Genomic DNA, 21,038 nt, shown 5'->3' on the forward strand with positions numbered 1-21,038 from the left:
TTGGTAGAGAAGGAGAGGCTCATGGCCATCAGCGCCAACAGGCTCGAACTGCTGCAGATCGCCGATGCGGTGGCGCGCGAGAAGGTTATCGATCGACAGATCGTTCTTGCTGCGATGGAAGACGCCATCCAGAAGGCGGCCCGTTCGCGCTACGGCAGCGAAACGGAGGTCCGCGCGGAGATCAATCCGAAAAGCGGCGAGATCCGGCTGTCGCGCCTCCTGCTGGTGACCGATGACGTCGAGAATGACGCCATCCACATTTCGGTCGACGATGCGCGCAAGCGCAATCCGGCTGCGCAGATTGGCGACTACATCGCCGAGACCCTGCCGCCCTTCGATTTTGGCCGCATCGCCGCCCAGTCCGCCAAGCAGGTCATCGTCCAGAAGGTGCGTGAGGCTGAGCGCGACCGTCAGTACGAAGAGTTCAAGGACCGCATTGGCGAGATCGTCAACGGCCTGGTGAAGCGCGCCGAATATGGCAATGTCGTCATCGACCTCGGCCGCACCGAGGGCATTATCCGCCGTGACGAACTGATCCCGCGCGAAGCGTTTCGCCCTGGGGACCGGGTGAGGGCTTACGTTTACGACGTGCGTCGTGAAACCCGTGGCCCGCAGATTTTCCTGTCACGCACTCACCCGCAGTTCATGGCGAAGCTGTTTGCGTCTGAAGTGCCGGAAATCTACGACGGCGTAGTTGAGCTCAAGGCGGTGGCCCGCGATCCTGGCTCCCGGGCCAAAATCGCTGTCGTCTCCCGCGACAGCTCCATCGACCCGGTCGGCGCCTGCGTCGGTATGCGCGGTTCGCGCGTGCAGGCTGTGGTGGGTGAGCTTCAGGGCGAGAAGATCGATATCATTCCGTGGTCTCCGGACAACGCCACGTTCATCGTCAACGCCTTGCAACCAGCTGAGGTGGTCAAGGTAGTGCTCGACGAAGAGAGCGAGCGCATCGAGGTTGTTGTTCCCGACGACCAGCTGTCGCTGGCGATCGGCCGTCGCGGCCAGAACGTGCGCCTTGCTTCCCAGCTGACGGGCTGGGACATCGACATCATGACCGAGGCTGAGGAATCCGAGCGCCGCCAGAAGGAGTTCGCAGAACGCACCACGCTGTTCATGGAAGCGCTGGATGTCGACGAAGTGGTCGGCCAGCTTCTGGCTTCGGAAGGGTTCAGCTCGGTGGAAGAACTGGCGGTGGTCGATCTGCAAGAGCTGTCCTCTATCGAGGGCTTTGATGAAGACACAGCCCAGGAAATCCAGACCCGCGCGCAGGAGCACCTTGATCGTTTGGAAAGCGAGCGAGACGCACAGCGCATTGAGCTTGGCGTCAGCGACGACCTGCGTCAGGTGGACGGTGTGACCACCGCCATGCTCGTGGCCTTTGGCGAGAACGATATTCGCTCGCTGGAGGACCTGGCTGGCGCAATTCCAGACGATCTGTGCGGCTGGGCAGAGCGCAAGGACGGTGAAGTCGTCCGCCACAAGGGCGCACTGGATGGCTTCGAAGTGTCGCGCGTTGAAGCTGAAGCCATGATTATGGCGGCGCGCGTGCTTGCGGGATGGATCGAACCAGAACCCGTCGAGGAAGAAGTCTCCGAAGCTGATGATGGCGGCGATGATGGCGTAGCTACTGAACAGGACCAGGGCTGATCGAACGCCAGCCCCCTGCGGTTTACGCTGTAGTCTGATCAATACTCTCTCGCGGTCGCCACCTTGGCTCCCCGCGAGAGACGCCGGCGACGGCTCAGCTTTGGCAGTCGGCCCAGTGCAACGCCCTGGTATTCGCCGGGCTCACGGCTTTATCGTCAGCCCGGCGAACACCAGGTCGCCTTTTGACCGAAAAGTCGGTCATCTGCGAATGCACCCTGGCGACCAACAATGGAAATGGGACAGGTATCGGCGTGGCGCACAAGCGCGAAGAAGATGATCGGGGGCCAGTGCGGCTCTGCGTGGTGTCTCGGGAAACCGCGCCGCCCGAAGAGATGCTGCGCTTTGTCGCCGGCCCCGACGCCCAGCTGATCGCCGATCTGAGGCGTAATCTGCCTGGACGCGGGGTATGGGTGAAGCTGTCTGCAGCGCACGTCCGCCAGGCGATAAAGCGCAAGGCCTTCGCCCGCAGCCTCAAACAAACCGTCCACGTCAGCGACGATCTGCCGGAGCAGATCACCACCCAGCTCCGGAAGGACGCAATCCAGGCGCTATCGTTCGCCAATAAGGCAGGCGCTGCGGTTTCGGGTTTTTTCAAAGTGGAGAGCGCGCTGAAGAGTGGGCGGGTTGCAGTGATTTTGCACGCGCAACAAGCTGCGCCGGATGGCGTCCGCAAGCTTCGCCAGGCGATCCGCCGCAGCGCAGAAGGCGGCGCGAGAGACGTTTTGGTCATCGATGAATTTGACTCAGGTGATTTGAGTTTGGCATTAGGGGGGGAACATGTGATACATGCTGCCCTGGAGGCCGGTCCAGCTACCGCAGGATTTCTGACGCGCTGGGCCAGGTTCAACGCATTTCGAGACGAGCCCGAGAATTCGGCGCAGCCTCAGATACAGCAGCCGGGCGACGACAAGCCCGATTGATTGCAGCGTGATCCCCCAATTTGGCGCCCGGGTTTTTGACCCAGGAGCAAAAGACACACCGCCGCTGGCGCGCCTACAGGCGCCAGCAGGACCAGATTTTCAGATTCTGTCGGCCGGTTCATCGAGAACCTGACCTCCGGCAGATTGACAGGCGCATGGTTCAAAGCCATGCACCTGGACGAACTATATGCGGACAGGCGATCCGGCATACGAGCGGCAGGAACGGAATGAGCGATAGCAAGAACCCGGGCGACAAGACGAGCGGCGGTCAGAACAAGACGCTGACGCTCAAGCGCCCGGTCGAGCATGGTACGGTGAGACAGAGCTTCTCTCATGGCCGCAGCAAGTCTGTGGTCGTCGAGAAGGTGAAGCGTCGCGCCGTCGGACCAGGAGAGGCCAAAGAGGCCGCGCCTGCGCCAGCCGCCACGCCGCGTGCCCCTGCCCCGGGAGCCACGGCGCCGAAGCGTCCTGCAAATCAGCGCCAGACCGGCGTGGTGCTTCGCACATTGACCGAGGAAGAGCGGGAGGCGCGCATTCGCGCCCTGGCGCTCGCCAAGGGCCGCGAAGTGGAAGAGCGCAAGCAAGCCGAGGACGAAGAGCGTCGTCGTCTTGAGCGCGAAGCAGCCGAAAAGGCCGAACGCGACGCCGCCGAAACCAGGCGCCGCGATGATGAGGCGCGTCTCGCGGCTGAAGCAGAAGCGGCGAAAACCAGCGCCGCAGCTGCAAAGCCTGCTCCAGCCGCGCCCAAACCTGCTGCTGCGGCGCCGGAAACCGCGCCTGTCCCTGCACCGGAAGCGACGCCACGCTATGAGACTGGCCCGGCCACCCCGACGGCCATTGTGGCCCGTCCGCGTCCGGCCGGTTCGCGTCCTCCTGTGTTGCTCTCGCCCCGCCCACCGGCGCCGCCCAAGCCTGCAGAACCTGCCAAGCCAGCGGCTGCCGCAACGGCCCAGCCCGGGGCGCCCGCGCGTCCTGCTTCGACTGGCGCTCCTACACCTCGCCCGGCTCAGACCGCAGAAGACGACGCGCCTCGCGCCCGGCGCCCCGGCGCCCTGCGCCCGGTCGCCGCGCCGAAGCCTGGCAAGACGGCTGGCGCGGACGAACGCCGGCGCGGTCGCCTGACGATCAGCACGGCGCATAGCGCTGGAGAAGAGCGCACGCATTCCGTCGCCGCTTTCCGCCGCCGTATGCAGCGCATGAACCGCGGCGCTGCGCATGAGCAGAAGGAGCGCCTGTCACGTGAAGTGATCATTCCTGAGACCATTACGATCCAGGAGCTGGCCAACCGTATGTCGGAGCGCGGCGTAGACGTCATTCGTCTGCTGATGCGCCAGGGCCAGATGCACAAGATCACTGACGTGATCGACGCGGACACCGCGCAGCTGATCGCCGAGGAACTTGGCCACACCGTTCGCCGCGTGGCGGAATCGGACGTGGAAGAAGGTCTGTTCAGCGAGAACGACGCTGACGAGACCCGTCTGCCGCGCCCACCGGTTGTGACGATCATGGGTCACGTCGACCACGGCAAAACCTCGCTGCTTGACGCCTTGCGTAAGACGACTGTTGTGGCGGGCGAGGCCGGTGGCATTACCCAGCACATCGGCGCCTACCAGGTGACCTCGCCGCTTGGCGGCAAGATCACCTTCATCGATACCCCTGGCCACGCCGCCTTCACCTCCATGCGTGCTCGCGGCGCCAAGGTGACGGACATCGTCGTGCTGGTGGTGGCTGCTGATGACGGCGTCATGCCGCAGACCATTGAAGCCATTGACCACGCCCGCGCCGCTGGCGTGCCGCTGATTGTGGCGATCAACAAGATCGACAAGCCCAGCGCCGATCCGCAGCGCGTACGTAACGAACTTCTGCGCCATGACATCCAGGTGGAGTCCATGGGCGGCGACACGCTTGAATTCGAGGTTTCGGCAAAGGCCGGCACCAACCTCGACAAGCTGCTGGAGGGCCTGCAGCTGCAGGCTGAAATCCTCGACCTTCGGGCGAACCCAGACCGTTCGGCGGAAGGCAATGTCATCGAGGCCAAGCTTGACCGTGGGCGGGGACCTGTGGCGACTGTTCTCGTCGATCGCGGCACGCTCCGCGTTGGCGACATCGTTGTGGCGGGTTGCGAATGGGGTCGCGTTCGCGCCCTGGTCGCCGACAATGGCGCGCAGATCAAGGAAGCTGGTCCGGCGGTTCCTGCCGAAGTCCTCGGCTTCAATGGCACGCCAGAAGCTGGCGATCGCGTTGCGGTTGTCGAAAACGAAGCGCGGGCGCGTGAAATCACCGACTTCCGCACCCGCCAGCGTCGCGAGAAGCTGGCTGCGCGCGGCGCAGGCGCCGGACGCTCGCTTGCCGACATGATGCGCGATCTGCGCGAAGGCGGCGGCAAGAAGGAACTGGCGATCGTCGTCAAGGGTGACGTGCACGGTTCGGTGGAAGCCATTCGCGGCGCCGTTGAGAAGCTCGGCAATGACGAGGTCACAGCGCGCATCCTGCACGCAGGTGTTGGCGGCATCACCGAATCCGATGTCACCCTCGCCGGCGCGTCCAAGGCGACAGTGATGGGCTTCAACGTCCGCGCCAACAAGGAAGCGCGCGAGGCGGCCGATCGGGCTGGCGTGGAAATCCGTTATTACAACATCATCTACGATCTGATTGATGATGTGCGTGACGCGATGTCCGGCCTGCTGGCGCCGACACTGCGCGAGCATCGCCTCGGCGAAGCGACCGTGCAGGAAGTGTTCGACGTGTCCAAAGTTGGCAAGGTCGCGGGCTGCCGCGTCACCGAGGGTGTCGTGGAGCGTGGCGCTCACGTCCGCATCATTCGCGACAACATCGTCATTCACGAAGGCAAGCTCAGCCAGCTCAAGCGCTTCAAGGACGACGCCAAGGAAGTCGGCTCCGGCCAGGAATGCGGCATGTCGTTCGAACGCTTTGAGGACATGCGCAAGGGCGACATCATTGAGTGCTATCGCGTCGAGGAAATTCGCCGCACGCTCTAAGGCCTTTCGCGGCGCGCATCGGATGCGCGCCGCGCCTTTCTGATCTTTTGCCGCGGAGGCGCTGGCGCGTCGCCAGTCGGCCTGCGGCCTGTTGCAGCCATAGTGTATTCCGGACCTTGCCCGCCGCTAATCCGTGTTTGGTCGGGGATGTGGACAGAACGCTATCTGCCGCCATCCCCCGGAAAACCCATTACCTGATATGGCCAAACGCCCGAATACTCCCGCCACCGGTCCCTCGCAGCGCCAGTTACGCGTCGGCGAACTTATCCGTCATGCGCTCGCGGAAATCCTCGCCCGCGGCGAGGTTCAGGACGACGCGCTGCTTGGCAATGTCGTCACCGCGCCTGAGGTCCGCATGTCGCCGGATCTCAAGCTTGCGACGTGCTACATCATGCCCCTCGGTGGAAAAGACGAAAAGCCGGTCCTCGCGGCGCTTGAGCGGCACAAGAAGTATCTTCGCCATGAGGTCGCCCGTCGCGTGAACCTCAAATTCGCACCGGAACTCCGTTTCCGGCGCGATGAGACATTTGATGAGGCTGGCCGCATTGATCGCCTGCTGCAGTCACCGAAAGTGCGAGCCGACATCGATCGCCGGGCGGACGACGAAGGCTGACGCCATTAGGCCCCTGTCCATGCGAACATTCAGGCAGCGAGCGCCTGCCCCTCATGAGCGGGCCTGAAGGCGACCCTGGCCTCAGACTCATTGCCCCGGGTGATTTCAGACACCCGTCGACTCAACATGGATTTTGAATGACCGAGGAAACCGAAGCCCGAATCGTTGCTTCTGTGGCGCCGCGCCCCAAAAAACGTGACGTCAACGGCTGGGTCATTCTGGACAAGCCTGTCGGCATGACCTCCACCCACGCTGTCGCCGTGGTGAAGCGACTGTTCCGCGCGAAGAAAGCGGGACATGCCGGCACGCTCGACCCGCTGGCCTCAGGCATCCTGCCTATCGCGCTCGGCGAGGCGACCAAGACCGTTCCCTATGTCATGGACGGTCGTAAGGCCTATGCGTTTACCGTCGCGTGGGGCTCTGAAACAAGCACGGATGATGGCGAAGGCCATGTCGTCAGTGAATCCCCGATCAGGCCCGAACCTGATGCGATCGCTGATTTGCTCCCCCGGTTTACCGGGACCATTCTCCAGGTTCCTCCAAAATTCTCCGCCATCAAGGTTGACGGCGAGCGCGCCTATGATCGCGCAAGAGACGGCGAGGACGTCCAACTGCAACCGCGCGCGGTGACGATTGACGCCTTACGGCTCGTGAAACGCACGGACGATCTGGCGCTATTCGAGGCCGAATGCGGCAAGGGGACCTATGTCCGCGCCATCGCGCGCGATTTGGGCAGAGGCCTTGGCTGCTTCGGCCATGTTTCCGCCCTGCGCCGCACCAGGGTTGGCCCGTTTGCACTGGGCGATTGCGTGACGGTGGAAGCGCTTGAGAGCCTCGTCCGTGCATCCGCCGACGGTCTACCCGACGCTGCGCTTAAGAACGTGGCTTGCGCTCTTTCGGAGCTGCCGAGTGTCAACGTCGGCACAACCGAGGCCGCCCGGCTGGCGCGCGGTCAGAGCGTCCTGCTGCGCGGCCGTGACGCGCCGGTTCTTGACGGCGTGATCGCCGTCATGGCGGTGGGGAAACTGGTCGCCCTCGCCGACATGGAGCGTGGCGAATTGCATCCCAGACGCATCTTTAACCTGTGAGCCGACACCTTTCGCCGACGGGTAAGTATAAGTAATAACCGGGCTTTGCCGATGGCCTAGCCAAACAAGGCGATTTAGGGCATAAGCCCGCATTGGCGGGCCTCCGGCCTTTGCGCAGTCGCTCGCCATGTGTCCGACCTTGCTGGACGACATCCCGGCAAGGCCATCATTTCCAACCGAAAGGAACGACTGATGTCGATTACTCCCGAGCGCAAGCAGGAACTGATCAAGGAATACGCAACCACGGCTGGCGACAGCGGTTCGCCGGAAGTGCAGGTCGCCATCCTGACCGAGCGTATTGTCAACCTCACCGAGCACTTCAAGTCCCACGCCAAGGATAACCATTCCCGTCGTGGCCTGCTGAAGATGGTGTCGCAGCGCCGTAAGCTGCTTGACTATGTCAAGGGCAAGGATGAGGCTCGCTATCGTTCGCTGATCGAGCGTCTCGGCATTCGCCGCTGATTTTTCGCGCTTTTCCCGGCCGGGTGGCGACATCTGGCCGGTGACACAAGATGCGCCTGGCGCTTTGACCAGCGTCCGGCGTTCGCCACGTAGGCGCGCTGTAGCGTGGGGCGAAAGCAACCTCCCTGGCGCAATGCCAATGTTGGCGACTGGCGCGGGCAAGATGCTCCGGCCATCTGGTGGCCGAGCCGCCATAGCCGCCACGTGAGTTTGTGACAGGCGTACCCTCGCCGTCAAAGCCGGCTCCGCTGAGCCGCCCCGTAGGGGAACCGTCCCCACCCGATCCGGCCATGCCGGAGCAGGATCGCCGGATGCTCGGGCCGCTTTGCGCGGCCCCACACGAGCATCCCGTCATCTTGCTCATGGCGTACGGCAGCCGGACCGCATCCATGGAAAGAAGATATGTTCGACATTCAACGTGAAGAGCTGATCTGGGCCGGCTCCAAGCTGACGCTTGAGACCGGACGCATCGCGCGTCAGGCCGACGGCGCCGTGCTGGCGACCTACGGCGAGACCACTGTGCTCGCCACGGTCGTGGCCGCAAAAGAGCCGAAGCCTGGCATCGATTTCATGCCGCTGACGGTCAATTACCAGGAGAAGACCTTCGCAGCTGGTCGTATTCCAGGCGGCTATTTCAAGCGCGAAGGCCGCCCGAGCGAGAAAGAAACCCTGGTCTCGCGCCTGATCGACCGCCCGATTCGTCCGCTCTTCGCCAACGGCTGGCGCTGCGACACCCAGGTGATCATCACCGTGCTGTCGCATGATCTTGAGAATGATCCGGACATCGTGTCGATGGTCGCCGCTTCTGCGGCCCTCACCCTGTCTGGCGCGCCGTTCATGGGCCCGATCGGTGCAGCGCGCGTCGGCTACGTCGACGGCCAGTACAAGCTCAACCCGACCTTCGCAGAGCGTGAGTCGTCGGTGCTCGACCTCGTGGTCGCCGGCACCTCGGACGCGGTGCTGATGGTGGAATCCGAGGCTCGTGAGCTGTCGGAAGATGTGATGCTTGGCGCCGTGATGTTCGGCCACAAGCATTTCCAGCCGGTGATCGACGCGATCATCCGCCTTGCCGAGCGGGCCGCCAAGGAGCCGCGCGACATCGCAGTGGCCGACACCTCCGAGATCGAGAAGATTGTGCTCGAAATCGCCGAGGCGGATCTGCGCAAGGCCTACCTCATCACTGACAAGCAGGAGCGCTATGCCGCCGTCGACGTCGCCAAGGCGAAGGTGTTCGCGACGCTGCTGCCAGAAGGTGAAGAGCCACGCTTCCCGGCCGAAACGGTCAAGGGCGTCTTCAAGGAACTTCAGGCCAAGATCGTTCGCTGGAACATTCTTGACACCGGCGCCCGTATTGACGGTCGCGACGTACGCACCGTGCGCCCGATCCTCTCTGAGGTGGGCTTCCTGCCGCGTACGCATGGCTCGGCCCTGTTCACGCGCGGCGAGACCCAGGCCCTGGTCGTAGCGACCCTTGGCACCGCCGATGACGAGCAGTTCATCGATTCGCTGGAAGGCACCTACAAGGAAAACTTCCTGCTTCACTACAACTTCCCGCCCTATTCGGTTGGTGAAACCGGTCGGATGGGCTCGCCGGGCCGCCGTGAGATTGGCCATGGCAAGCTGGCGTGGCGCGCTGTGCGGCCGATGTTGCCGGCCAAGCATGAGTTCCCCTACACCATCCGCCTCGTGTCGGAGATCACCGAATCCAACGGCTCATCGTCGATGGCTACGGTTTGTGGCTCCTCGCTGGCCCTGATGGACGCAGGCGTCCCGCTGCGCGCCCCGGTGGCAGGCATCGCCATGGGCCTGATCCTGGAAGGCGACCGTTACGCCGTGCTGTCCGACATCCTTGGCGACGAGGATCACCTCGGCGACATGGACTTCAAGGTGGCTGGCTCTGCTGCGGGCATCACCTCGCTGCAGATGGACATCAAGATCGCCGGCATCACCGAAGAGATCATGCGCGTGGCGCTTGATCAGGCGAAGGGCGGCCGCGAGCACATTCTCAATGAGATGGCCAATGCCCTGACCAGCGCGCGCAGCGAGTTGGGCCAGTATGCCCCGCGCATCGAAACCATGAAGATTCCGCAGGACAAGATCCGGGAAGTCATCGGTTCGGGCGGCAAGGTGATCCGCGAGATCGTTGAGAAGACCGGCGCCAAGGTCGACATCAGCGACGATGGCACCATCAAGATCGCTTCGGCGGACCTTAAGTCCATTGAAGCCGCGATGAACTGGATCAAGTCCATCGCCTCCGAGCCAGAAGTCGGCGTGATCTATGACGGCACCGTGGTCAAGACCACCGATTTCGGCGCCTTCGTCAACTTCTTCGGCGCCAAGGATGGGCTCGTTCACATCTCCCAGCTCGCGTCCCAGCGGGTCGCGAAGGTCACTGACGTCGTCAAGGACGGCCAGAAGGTGAAGGTCAAGCTTCTCGGCTTCGACGATCGCGGCAAGGTGCGCCTGTCAATGCGCGTCGTAGATCAGGTGACCGGCGAGGACCTTGAAGCCAAGCAGAAGGCTGAGCGCGCTGCTGAGGCCAAGGACTGACGTAGCAGCGACGTCCTCTCACAAAAAAACAAAGGCCGCCCGGAGCATATCCGGGCGGCCTTTTTTGCGTGCTGTCTAGGCAAGGTGATCAGCCGGCCCGGGCCGTGTTACCCAGCTGCCGCAGCCTGGAAACGAGCTCCCGCCCCGAGCGAACCGGCTCTGGAAATGGCAGGCGAGCAATCTCATCCCCCAGACGCAAATCCATTCCTTCCGGATCGACGCCCGTCATCCTCCAGGCGCCTGGCTGCAGGCCAAGTAGCCGTGTGGCATACAGTCCCAGCGCATCAGCGTGGTCCTCGTTCATATGCGCCACAGCGCTCTCCTCGGCCTCGACCAGGTCTTCAGCGCCAGAGAGGTCGGTAGTGAGGTCTGCGGCGCTGAGGTCAACAATCCGGCCGAAACCGGCGACCAGATGTGCGCCCAGTATGGTGAGCTTGCGGAAACTGAAATCCGGAAAGTCGGCGTACATGGCGGCGTCAGGATTACGCGCCAGAAAGCGGCGACGGACCGAGGCCTCGTCGCTTATCTCGACGCGCGCCGATATGCTGATACGCGGCGATACCAGCGGGTCTCCGCCGCCAACGCTCGCCAACAACAAAGAGGCGCGGTTGTCCCGAGCCAAATTCTGCGTGTGAAGGGCCAGGCCGGAAATCAGTGTGATGGGCGAGCCATCCATGGTCGTGGCGAGACTTACCAGAGACGCATAGGGGCTCCCGTCTGCGTTGCTGGTGGCCAGGGCGCCATAACGTGACTCACGCAGGAGTTTCTTGGCGTCGACGATCGATTGACTGATGCTCATTCCCCCTCCACCCAATGATACCGGGCATGTGATAACCGTGACTGGTAAAAATTGTCAGAAACCTTATGATAGAATGCCTGATCAACGGCCAGCACGCGGCGCCTGTCGCAAGTGACGCATCTGGCGTCTTGCGGCGAGTGGGGCGTTGAGCCGCTTTTTCGTTCGGCTCCTGGCTGGTCGCCGCGCCGATGGCCTGGTCCCATGGCTGCACGAAAGTATTCGACCGCCTTGTTTCGGCCTTGTTGGAGCGCAAACTCCAGTTTGATCTCAACCAGCGGTTGGCGTAACGCCAGATCGCGACATCCGGGAACATGACGCCACAATGCCAACGATCGCACTCGTTGATGACGACCGAAACATCCTCACCTCCGTTTCCATCGCTCTGGAATCGGAAGGATACCGCATCCTGACCTATACGGATGGCGCGTCGGCGTTGGATGGCTTCAAGACCAATCCGCCCGATCTCGCCATACTGGATATCAAGATGCCGCGCATGGACGGCATGGAGCTGCTGCGCCGCCTCCGCCAGAAGAGCGATCTGCCGGTGATCTTTCTCACGTCAAAGGACGAGGAGATCGATGAGCTTTTCGGGCTGAAGATGGGAGCCGACGACTTCATCAGGAAGCCGTTTTCGCAGCGTCTGTTGGTTGAGCGCGTGAAGGCGGTGCTGCGCCGCGCCAGCCCGCGCGATCCAGCGGCGATCAGGGAAAGCGATACGCGGGCGCTGGAGCGCGGCGCGCTCAAGATGGATCCAGAGCGGCATACCTGCACTTGGCGCAACGAGCCTGTGACCCTGACCGTCACCGAATTTCTGATCTTGCAGGCTCTGGCCCAGCGGCCCGGCGTGGTGAAGAGCCGCAATGCGCTGATGGACGCCGCCTACGACGACCAAGTTTATGTCGACGACCGCACCATCGACAGCCACATCAAGCGCCTGCGTAAGAAGTTCAAGGCGGTCGACGACAATTTCGAGATGATTGAAACGCTGTATGGCGTTGGCTATCGCTTTAAGGAAGCTTGAGGGCGACGCCCTCGGCGACTGACGCATTTCCTCCTGCCTGGCCGAGTCCAGGCGGCGACCTGTCTGACGACCTCGCGCCATTACGGACGCGAGGTTCGTCCCGAAGGCCCCCGATGGACCAGACATCCCGCAACGGTATGCGCACGAGCGCCAGGTCCACGGCTGCAGACAAAACCGACGAAGCTGGAGAGGACATTCCGCCTGGTCTGGTTGCGCGTATCGGACAGTCAGCGCGCTTCCTGCTTGGCCGGATGTCGTCCAGCCTCACGCGCCGCATTGTCATGCTCAATCTGGCGGGGCTCGTCGTCCTGCTCGTGGGGTTCCTCTACCTTAACCAGTTTCGTGAAGGACTGATCGAGGCACGGGTGCAAAGCCTGCTGACGCAAGGGGAGATCATTGCCGGCGCTATCGCGACGTCGGCGACGGTCGAAACCGATGCGGTCCTCATCGACCCGGACAAACTGCTGCAGTTGCAGGCCGGCGAGAGTTCTGGCTTCGGCGAAGAGGTCCTGTCGCCGCTCGAGTTCTCGATCAATCCAGAGCGGGTGGCGCCGTTGTTGCGACATCTGGTGACGCCGACCGGCACCCGGGCCCGGGTCTACGACCGGGAGGGGCAACTCCTGCTCGATTCCCAGTCGCACCTGGTTCGCGGCGATGTGCTGCGCCTGGATTTGCCTCCCATCCCGCGCGAACCTCCCAGCCTGCCAGACCGTATCTGGGAATGGTTCAGGTCGCTCAGTCGGCCAGGTGGACTGCCGGCGGAGGTGCTCACCACGGCAAGCGGCCGTTCACTGCCCGAGGTCGCCAGCGCCATGGCGGGCAAGCCAGCGTCGGTCGTGCGGGTGAACAGCAATGGCGAGACCATCGTGTCCGTCGCCGTGCCAGTGCAACGGCTCAAGTCCGTGCGCGGCGTGCTGCTGCTGTCGACGCAAGGCGGCGATATCGACCAGATCATTGCAAAGGAGCGCCTGGGCCTCTTGCAGGTGTTTCTGATCGCCGCGCTGGTGATGGTGCTGCTATCCTTCCTGCTCGCTGGCACGATCGCCGGTCCGATGCGTCGACTGGCTGAGGCTGCGGATCGCGTCCGTAAGGGCGCGCGGTCGCGGCATCACATTCCTGACTTCACCAATCGCGCCGATGAGATCGGCCATTTGTCGGGCGCACTGCGCGACATGACCACAGCCATGTATAACCGCATCGACGCCATCGAGAGCTTTGCCGCCGATGTGGCGCACGAGCTCAAGAACCCGCTCACATCACTGCGCAGCGCTGTTGAAACACTGCCGCTGGCCCGCAACGACGAGTCGCGTGGTCGCCTGCTTGAGGTTATCCAGCACGACGTAAAACGCCTCGACCGCCTTATCAGCGATATTTCTGACGCCTCCCGGCTCGACGCGGAATTGTCACGGGAGGATTCCGAGCCAGTTGACCTGGCGAGGCTGGTCACGAGCGTCGCCGCAATCGCCAATGAAGTGCGGCGTGATGATCAGGCGCCGATCAAACTGTCGATCGAACCCAATGCGCTCGGTCAGGACGCCTTTCTCGTCATGGGCCACGGCGGACGGCTGGGGCAGGTGGTGACCAATCTCGTGGACAACGCCCGATCGTTTTCACCCGATGGCGCCAGCGTCCGCATATTCCTGAGGCGGTTGCGCAATGACATCGAGTTGCGGGTCGAGGACGATGGGCCCGGCATTCCGGAGCATGCGCTTGAGCGCATTTTCGAGCGGTTTTACACGGATCGGCCCGAAGGCTTTGGTCAGAACTCCGGGCTTGGACTGTCGATCTCCCGGCAAATCATCTCCGCGCACAAGGGCTCGATCACCGCACATAACCGCATTGATCCACTGGACGAGGACGACATTGACCCGATTATCGCCGGCGCGTCTTTCGTAGTGCGATTGCCAGCCCTGGCTCCCGCCTAGAATTATGCGGCAAACGAGATGTTTGCGTGGCAAGGAGCTGAGAGCCAATGGCCGCCGCTCATGAGGCGCACACCGCTGTTCCTGCAGATGGTCTCGCACTGCACGCCTCTTGCGTCGTGGTGGGAGAAACTGGCGTACTGATCCTTGGCCCAAGTGGCTCGGGCAAGACCAGCCTCGCCATGGCCATCATTGAAGCGGGCGAGACCAAAAGAGCTTTTACGCGCCTGGTGGCCGATGATCGCACCCTGATCAGCCTGCGCAACGGTCGACTGGTGGCGCGCCCACACCCGCTGATCGCTGGCCGATACGAGCTTCGGGGCTCTGGGGTGCGCGCTGCCCGGCACGAAAGCGCGGCCACGCTGCGGCTGGTGGTTCAATGCCAGGTGGAAGGCGCCATGCGGCTGCCGGAACCTGGGCAACTCTGGACATATGCTGGCGTCTCGCTCCCGAGCATCAGCGTCGGCCTCCATGATCAGCGATTGCAGATACTCGAGGCGCTTGTTGGTGATGTTGAGACCGCGCTCTCACAGACTTCCGTGAGGAGAGGCTCGCTATTTTGAGTGAAATGGTCGCACCCGACTTGCGCTTATCCGTGCGATGCTCAAAATATCTGCTCTTCTGGACGCGGCAGGCGCCCCACAGGCACCCAGGGACCGGCGTCGTGAATGGGAAGCTAAATGATCGGTCTTGTGCTTGTGACGCACGGGTGTCTGGCCACGGAATTTCGCTCCGCGCTGGAGCATGTCGTCGGTCCCCAAAAACAGGTTGAAACCATCACCATCGGGCCGGAAGACGATATGGACACACGTCGCCAGGACATCCTGGCTGCGGTGCGCCATGTCGACAGCGGCTCTGGCGTGGTGGTGCTCACTGACATGTTTGGCGGCACCCCCTCGAATCTCGCCATTTCCTGTATGGCTGGGCTTCAGGTTGAGGTCATCGCCGGCATCAATTTGCCGATGCTCATCAAGCTCGCCAGCGTACGTGAAGACTTGCCCCTCGCCGACGCCGTGCTTCAGGCACAGGACGCGGGCCGCAAATACATCAACGTCGCCAGCCGCGTCCTGGCTGGCAAGTAAGGGTTGCGCAGCTTGGATCAGGACCCGGAATTTCCCGCTCCCGCCGTTCCGGATGGCGCGCTCTGGCGTGAGTTGCCGATTATCAATCGCAAGGGCCTGCACGCGCGCGCGTCGGCCAAGTTTGTGCAGACGGTCGATCGCTTCGCATCCGACATTACGGTGAGCCGCTGCGGCGAGACTGTTGGAGGACGCTCCATCATGGGCCTCCTCACTCTCGCCGCCGCCAAAGGCACCAGCGTGGTCGTCACAGCCCTTGGCGACGACGCTGAACAGGCGCTTGACGCATTGGAAGCGCTGCTGGCTGACCGGTTCGGCGAGGAAGAGTGAGCTTAACTGCGTCCGTCAGGCGCCACGCCTGACTGCGTTCGCACGTTGCCTGGAGCCTGCAGCAGGCTACCTGGCGCCGCCAGTCGCTAATGAGGTCGCCGTAGCCGGCTACCGCGACCGTTAGACGCTTGCCGACAATTGCAATCTCTGCACACAGGCGCGTAGAAACCGTGACAGTTTTCTGTCATAGGAACCGCATCTAATTGATTGTTGCGGCCGTCTCTGGCTTGACCAAGCCCACGGAACGGCCCCTCAGGAGGACGTTTCGTGGAAAACGTGGGCGTATTCAATAAAGCGCATGGCGCTGAGAGCTTCGGTTTTCGTGGCCTGAAACAGGTAAACTGGAATCTCGAAGCTGCCCGACTGTACGAGGAAGCTCTTGCTCGCGGCGAGGCTCAGCTCGTGCGCGGCGGCGCTTTGCTGGCCGAGACCGGCGTGCACACGGGCCGTTCGCCAAAGGACAAGTTCGTTGTCCGCGACGCCAACACCGAGAACGCGGTGTGGTGGGACAACAACGGCGCAATTACCCCCGCGCAGTTTGACACGCTCCTCGCCGACTTCATTGCCCACGCTGAAGGCAAGGAGCTGTTCGCCCAGGACCTTTTTGGCGGCGCCGATCCGTCGCACCGCGTCCGCGCGCGGGTATTCACGGAATTCGCCTGGCACTCGCTGTTCATCCGCAACCTGCTGATTCGCCCCGAGCGCAGCGAGGTCGCCAGCTATGTGCCAGAGATGACGATCGTTGATCTGCCGTCCTTCAAGGCGGATCCAGCGCGCCATGGCGTGCGGTCGGAAACCGTCATCGCTATCGACTTCACGCGCCGCATCGTGCTGATCGGCGGCACCAGCTACGCTGGTGAGATGAAGAAGTCGGTCTTCACCTACCTCAACTACGTGTTGCCGACCGTCGGCGTGATGCCGATGCATTGCTCCGCCAACGCCGGGCCTGATGGCGACGTTGCGGTGTTCTTCGGCCTTTCCGGCACCGGCAAGACCACTCTCTCCGCTGATCCCAAGCGCACCCTCATCGGCGACGACGAGCATGGTTGGGCGCCGTCGGGCGTGTTCAATTTCGAGGGCGGTTGCTACGCCAAGACCGTGCGTCTGTCGCGCGAGGCCGAGCCTGAGATTTACGCCACCACCGAGCGCTTCGGCACCGTGCTGGAGAACGTTGTTGTCGATCCGCTGACCCGCGAGCCAGACTTCGACGACACGTCCAAGACCGAGAATACCCGCTGCGCCTACCCGCTCGATTTCATTCCGAATGCGTCGCTCACTGGTCGGGCCGGCATTCCGAAGAACATCATCATGCTGACCGCAGACGCCTTCGGCGTGATGCCGCCGATCGCCCGCATGACGCCAGCGCAGGCGATGTACCACTTCCTGTCGGGTTACACCGCCAAGGTCGCAGGCACCGAAAAGGGCGTCACCGAGCCTCAGGCCACGTTCTCGACCTGCTTCGGCGCGCCGTTCATGCCACGCCATCCCTCGGAATATGGCAATCTGCTGCGCGAGCTTATCGCCAGGCATGACGTCACCTGCTGGCTGGTCAACACCGGCTGGACGGGCGGCAAGCCAGGCGTCGGCAGCCGCATGCCAATCCGCGTGACCCGCGCCCTGCTCACCGCCGCTCTGGATGGTTCGCTGAACAACGCCTCGTTCCGCAAGGACGCGTATTTTGGTTTTGAGGCGCCGGTGGCCGTACAGGGTATCGAGAGCGATATTCTTGACCCGGTGAAGACCTGGGCCGACAAGGCCGACTTCGCCGCCACGGCTAATCGCCTGGTCGGCATGTTCCACGAGAACTTCAAGACCTTCGAGCCGCACGTCGATGCGGCGGTTCTCGCTGCCGCGCCGGTAGCACGCTAACCTGCTGTGGGCGCGGGTTGACGCGCTCACATATCGACAGCAAGCAGCGTCGTTGGCGATCGCCAGATCGCCAACGTTCTGGCCCACCGGGCGCGCACTAGCGGCTATCCGTCATTATGGTGCAAAGGCTTGCCAGAGCCCTGCAGCCCGGCACGACAATTGAAGTGAATGCGGCGCCATCCTGAATGGGTGACGCAATCACGAATGGCATGACAGCCATGGGGGCTTCCGGATCACACGGTCGCTACGATAAGGCCCGCGTCTCACGACGCGGGCCTTAGATTTATCTGGCTATCACTGGTCAGGATCCCCACGCGGACAAGTTTAGTGTCATCAGCAACGCCGTGGCGCGATCGCCATTGGCTTTCCGGTAGTAGCCCTTGCGCTCACCAGTGCGCTCAAACCCGAAGTGGTTATATAGGCTGATCGCTGGCGAATTGCCGTCCTCAACCTCCAGATGCACGGTCTGGACCTGGCGGCCTGCCAGCCGCGTCAGATGATGCTGTAGCAACTGGATCGACAGCCCCCGGCCACGCTGCCTGCCGTCGATGGCAATGGTCAGAATCTCGGCCTCGTCCAGCACACACCGGCTGAGGACAAATCCTGTTGGCGGCGCGTTGACGGCGGTTGCAGGAAACACGCCGGCACTTTCAATCATTGGATCGAGCAACATCGCCGCGATGGTGGGCTCGTCCCAGCCGTGGGCGAAACTCGCACAATGGATGTCTGAGAGGCACGGAGCGTGTTGAGGCGTCAGATCGCCTACAACCATCGACGCCTCCGGGACGGGCCTCCACGGCCAGCGCAATGAGCTCATGTGGCCTCCTGACGTCGCAAACTGCGAGAAGGTCGTCACTGCCGAGGCAGCGCGCCTCCCTCCTGAGGCTTCGCATCCGGAGCACGAAGATAATAGGGTTTCGGCAAAGCGGTCGCCGGATCGGCGACAGCGCCTAGCCGCGCAAGCCACAAAGGCTCGGGGAAGAGCGCGTTCTCGGCCACCTCAGCGTTCATGCCCACGGACCAGGCCTCATTGGCCAGCAGGCCAGCGCCAGAGCCCGCAATCGTGATGTTACCTGAGCCAAGTAGGCGCGCAGCTTCCCGAGCCGGCGCAAGCCGCGCTGGCACGACCACGCGGCCGCCAGGCGCGACCGCCTGAATGAAAACCTGGCCATGGCGCGCGTCGATCGCAGCGACAGCGACCCGATCACCGGCAGTAGCCACAATCGGGCTGAGCAACGCCGACAGACTGGTTACGCCCACCACCGGAACTTTCAGCGCAAGACCGATGGCGCGGGCGGCGGAGATGCCGATGCGCAAGCCAGTGAAGCTGCCTGGCCCAACGGTGACCACAACCCGATCAATCCCGGTAAAACCGCCCGGGGTTCGGGCCATGACCCGCTCCAGCAGAGGCATGAGCGCTTCCGCGTGGCCGCGCTCCATGACCATCGTTTCTCCCGAGATAGCTGTATTTGCCCCCTGCTCGGCGACACAGGCGGAACAGGCGCCGAGCGCCGTATCAATGGCCAGAACGCGCAACCAACTCTCCCCGGCGTAGCGTGTATACGTTTCACGCGCCTTCAGCGTGCGCGCTCCTCAGATCGTCAAACGGCCTCGACAGCCTGCACGTCAGGCAAGAAGTGCCGGAACAAATTCTGGATGCCGTGCTGCAGGGTCGCGGTTGACGACGGGCAACCCGCACAGGAGCCCTTCATCGACAGATACACAGTGCCTTCGCGATAGCCCACGAAGGTAATGTCGCCGCCATCAGCCGCTACAGCGGGCCGCACCCGCGTCTCCAGCAGATCCTTGATCGTCTCGACAATACCGGCGTCCTGCTCATCAAAGAACTCCTCGCCATCCTCGGCCTGGATCGCAGCCCGATCCGTCACCACCGGCGCGCCGGACTGGAAGTGCTCCATGATGGCGCCAAGCAGCGCTGGCTTCAGATGCGGCCACTCCCCCCCAGACTTGGTCACAGTGATGAAGTCGCCGCCGAGGAACACAGCTGCAACGCCATCGACCCGGAACAGTCGCTCAGCCAATGGCGAGAGCGAGGCGTCATCAGCAGTGCGGAAGTCAAGCACGCCATCTGACATGACGGTGCGCCCGGGAAGAAATTTCAGCGTCGCTGGATTGGGCGTGGCTTCTGTCTGAATGAACATAAGGTAACTCCTCACACGCTGGTTCAAGGCCAGCGGCAGGCTTTCGGAACAGGCTTGACCGACACGGGCGCAATTCGTCCCGCCGTTACGACGACATCGCCGTACGCTCCAATAAATATGGTGTCGTCGCGGAATATTGGCAACGCGCCCCAAAACAGGCGCGTCACGAACCGGGCGTCACTGAATGGTTCAGCGGGACCGGATAAAGCCGACGATATCCTTGACATCGCGGATGGTCTGATCGGCGATCGTCCGCGCCCGGTCGGCGCCATCGACCAGCACAGCATCGATATAGGACACGTCAGCCACCAACCGCTGCATCTCCGAGCCGATTGGACCGAGGTGCGCGACAGACAGGTCAACCAGCGCCGATTTGAACACCGAGAACTGGCTGCCGCCAAACTCGGCCAGCACCTCAGCCTTCTGTCGGCCAGACAGGGCCGCATAAATCCCAACCAGATTGTCGGCTTCGGGCCGGTTCTCGAGCCCGGCCTCTTCCGAAGGCAGCGGCTCGGCATCGGTCTTGGCCTTACGCACCTTCTGCGCGATGGCGTCTGGGCCATCCGACAGGTTTATCCGCGAATAGTCTGACGGATCAGACTTCGACATCTTCTTCGCGCCGTCACGCAGGCTCATCACACGGCGCGCTGGCCCCTGGATCAGTGGCTCTGGCAATGGAAAATAGGCATCGCCAAAGCCACTGGCTGCGATGGATTCACTGAAGTCGTTGTTGAACTTCTGCGCAATGTCACGGGTCAGTTCAAGGTGCTGCTTCTGGTCCTCGCCGACCGGAACATGTGTGGCGCGATACAGCAGAATGTCGGCGGCCATCAGGTCCGGATAGGTGAACAGACCAACAGAAGCATTCTCCCGATCCTTGCCCGCCTTTTCCTTGAACTGGGTCATGCGATTGAGCCAGCCCATGCGCGCGACGCAATTGAACACCCACGCGAGCTCCGCGTGTCCGCTCACCTGGCTCTGATTGAAAACGATATGCCGCTTGGGGTCGATGCCACAGGCCAGGAACGCCGCTGTCACCTCCCTGATCTGCCGCGTAAGCTCAGCGGGCTTCTGCGGCACGGTGATGGCGTGCATGTCCACCACGCAATAGATGCAGTCGTACTGCTCCTGCAAGCCAACGAACCGCTGGATCGCGCCGAGATAGTTCCCGAGGTGGAGGTTACCCGTGGGCTGCACGCCCGAAAACACTCGCTGGCTGATCGGCGCCATTCTGCTTCACCATCATCGGCGGTTGCGACCCGGCGGCCTCCCATTGTAGCAGCTGGCAGCTGCTCCATGCGGAAGTTCACCGTTGAAATGTGGGCTCAGATCGCGGCGCTTCGAGCTCAAAGCTGCCGGATCAGGGCCTGATGTGCCTTAGCCGTTACCGGCGCCTGCAATGTGGCGCTGGGCGACGTAAGGCCGTTGATGGCTGCGGCGACGCCTGGCGGCTCGCCATTCCCGACCGCTCTGATCCGGAACAGCTTGCCTTGGGCGGCTATGCGCATCCAAGGCCGTGGTTATGGCCCCCGTGACGGGAGCGTGCAAGCAATAACCCGCGGCGACAGCCTCCAGGGTCC

The 21,038-nt window shown here is 62.7% G+C and carries 18 protein-coding genes; 13 read left to right on the plus strand and 5 right to left on the minus strand.

From position 1 onward, the window contains the following. Window positions 1-21 precede the first annotated feature (21 nt). The 7 genes from nusA (at window position 22) to pnp (ending at window position 10,276) form a co-directional block, all read left to right on the plus strand. Window positions 22-1,644, plus strand: coding sequence for a transcription termination factor NusA (gene nusA / locus AC6A67_RS10170; RefSeq protein ID WP_498036434.1), 1,623 nt, complete (start codon window positions 22-24; stop codon window positions 1,642-1,644). Between the two features lie 182 nt (window positions 1,645-1,826). After that, on the plus strand, window positions 1,827-2,564 hold the full coding sequence (locus tag AC6A67_RS10175) for an RNA-binding protein (protein WP_498036435.1): 738 nt from the start codon (window positions 1,827-1,829) through the stop codon (window positions 2,562-2,564). A 227-nt stretch (window positions 2,565-2,791) separates the two neighbouring features. Continuing rightward, entirely contained in the window at window positions 2,792-5,563 is a 2,772-nt protein-coding gene (infB, locus tag AC6A67_RS10180; RefSeq protein ID WP_498036436.1) for a translation initiation factor IF-2, read from the plus strand. A gap of 199 nt (window positions 5,564-5,762) precedes the next feature. After that, on the plus strand, window positions 5,763-6,176 hold the full coding sequence (gene rbfA / locus AC6A67_RS10185; protein ID WP_498036437.1) for a 30S ribosome-binding factor RbfA: 414 nt from the start codon (window positions 5,763-5,765) through the stop codon (window positions 6,174-6,176). 137 nt (window positions 6,177-6,313) lie between these two features. Continuing rightward, window positions 6,314-7,264: a tRNA pseudouridine(55) synthase TruB gene (truB, locus tag AC6A67_RS10190; RefSeq protein WP_498036438.1), complete on the plus strand. Its 951-nt coding sequence runs from the start codon at window positions 6,314-6,316 to the stop codon at window positions 7,262-7,264. Window positions 7,265-7,456: 192 nt separating this feature from the next. Then, window positions 7,457-7,726: a 30S ribosomal protein S15 gene (gene rpsO / locus AC6A67_RS10195; protein ID WP_498036439.1), complete on the plus strand. Its 270-nt coding sequence runs from the start codon at window positions 7,457-7,459 to the stop codon at window positions 7,724-7,726. Between the two features lie 402 nt (window positions 7,727-8,128). Further along, window positions 8,129-10,276 carry a polyribonucleotide nucleotidyltransferase gene (pnp, locus tag AC6A67_RS10200; RefSeq protein WP_498036440.1) on the plus strand — a complete coding sequence of 716 codons (2,148 nt, stop codon included), beginning with the start codon at window positions 8,129-8,131 and terminating at the stop codon, window positions 10,274-10,276. 88 nt (window positions 10,277-10,364) lie between these two features. Here the strand turns inward: pnp and AC6A67_RS10205 are convergent, their stop codons facing one another. Continuing rightward, on the minus strand, window positions 10,365-11,075 hold the full coding sequence (locus AC6A67_RS10205; protein ID WP_498036441.1) for a HugZ family pyridoxamine 5'-phosphate oxidase: 711 nt from the start codon (window positions 11,073-11,075) through the stop codon (window positions 10,365-10,367). 322 nt (window positions 11,076-11,397) lie between these two features. Here AC6A67_RS10205 and AC6A67_RS10210 point away from each other — a divergent pair, with 322 nt between their 5' ends. From AC6A67_RS10210 to AC6A67_RS10235, 6 genes are all read left to right on the plus strand, one after another. After that, window positions 11,398-12,096: a response regulator transcription factor gene (locus AC6A67_RS10210; protein WP_498036442.1), complete on the plus strand. Its 699-nt coding sequence runs from the start codon at window positions 11,398-11,400 to the stop codon at window positions 12,094-12,096. Between the two features lie 113 nt (window positions 12,097-12,209). Next, window positions 12,210-14,021: a stimulus-sensing domain-containing protein gene (locus AC6A67_RS10215; protein WP_498036443.1), complete on the plus strand. Its 1,812-nt coding sequence runs from the start codon at window positions 12,210-12,212 to the stop codon at window positions 14,019-14,021. 47 nt (window positions 14,022-14,068) lie between these two features. Next, entirely contained in the window at window positions 14,069-14,581 is a 513-nt protein-coding gene (locus tag AC6A67_RS10220) for an HPr kinase/phosphorylase (protein ID WP_498036444.1), read from the plus strand. 117 nt (window positions 14,582-14,698) lie between these two features. Continuing rightward, a complete protein-coding gene (locus AC6A67_RS10225) occupies window positions 14,699-15,100 on the plus strand; it encodes a PTS sugar transporter subunit IIA (protein WP_498036445.1) in 402 nt (133 codons plus the stop codon). 12 nt (window positions 15,101-15,112) lie between these two features. After that, window positions 15,113-15,427: an HPr family phosphocarrier protein gene (locus AC6A67_RS10230; protein WP_498036446.1), complete on the plus strand. Its 315-nt coding sequence runs from the start codon at window positions 15,113-15,115 to the stop codon at window positions 15,425-15,427. 267 nt (window positions 15,428-15,694) lie between these two features. Then, window positions 15,695-17,296 (plus strand): phosphoenolpyruvate carboxykinase, encoded by a 1,602-nt coding sequence (locus tag AC6A67_RS10235; RefSeq protein ID WP_498036447.1) that lies wholly within the window; start codon window positions 15,695-15,697, stop codon window positions 17,294-17,296. A 301-nt stretch (window positions 17,297-17,597) separates the two neighbouring features. Here AC6A67_RS10235 and AC6A67_RS10240 read toward each other — a convergent pair whose 3' ends face one another. From AC6A67_RS10240 to trpS, 4 genes are all read right to left on the minus strand, one after another. Next, window positions 17,598-18,113 carry a GNAT family N-acetyltransferase gene (locus AC6A67_RS10240; protein ID WP_498036448.1) on the minus strand — a complete coding sequence of 172 codons (516 nt, stop codon included), beginning with the start codon at window positions 18,111-18,113 and terminating at the stop codon, window positions 17,598-17,600. Window positions 18,114-18,148: 35 nt separating this feature from the next. Further along, entirely contained in the window at window positions 18,149-18,832 is a 684-nt protein-coding gene (tsaB, locus tag AC6A67_RS10245; RefSeq protein WP_498036449.1) for a tRNA (adenosine(37)-N6)-threonylcarbamoyltransferase complex dimerization subunit type 1 TsaB, read from the minus strand. A gap of 65 nt (window positions 18,833-18,897) precedes the next feature. Continuing rightward, entirely contained in the window at window positions 18,898-19,458 is a 561-nt protein-coding gene (locus AC6A67_RS10250) for a NifU family protein (RefSeq protein ID WP_498036450.1), read from the minus strand. Between the two features lie 189 nt (window positions 19,459-19,647). Then, window positions 19,648-20,688: a tryptophan--tRNA ligase gene (gene trpS, locus AC6A67_RS10255; RefSeq protein WP_498036451.1), complete on the minus strand. Its 1,041-nt coding sequence runs from the start codon at window positions 20,686-20,688 to the stop codon at window positions 19,648-19,650. Window positions 20,689-21,038 lie beyond the last annotated feature (350 nt).

This window comes from Camelimonas sp. FR25, assembly GCF_059740505.1.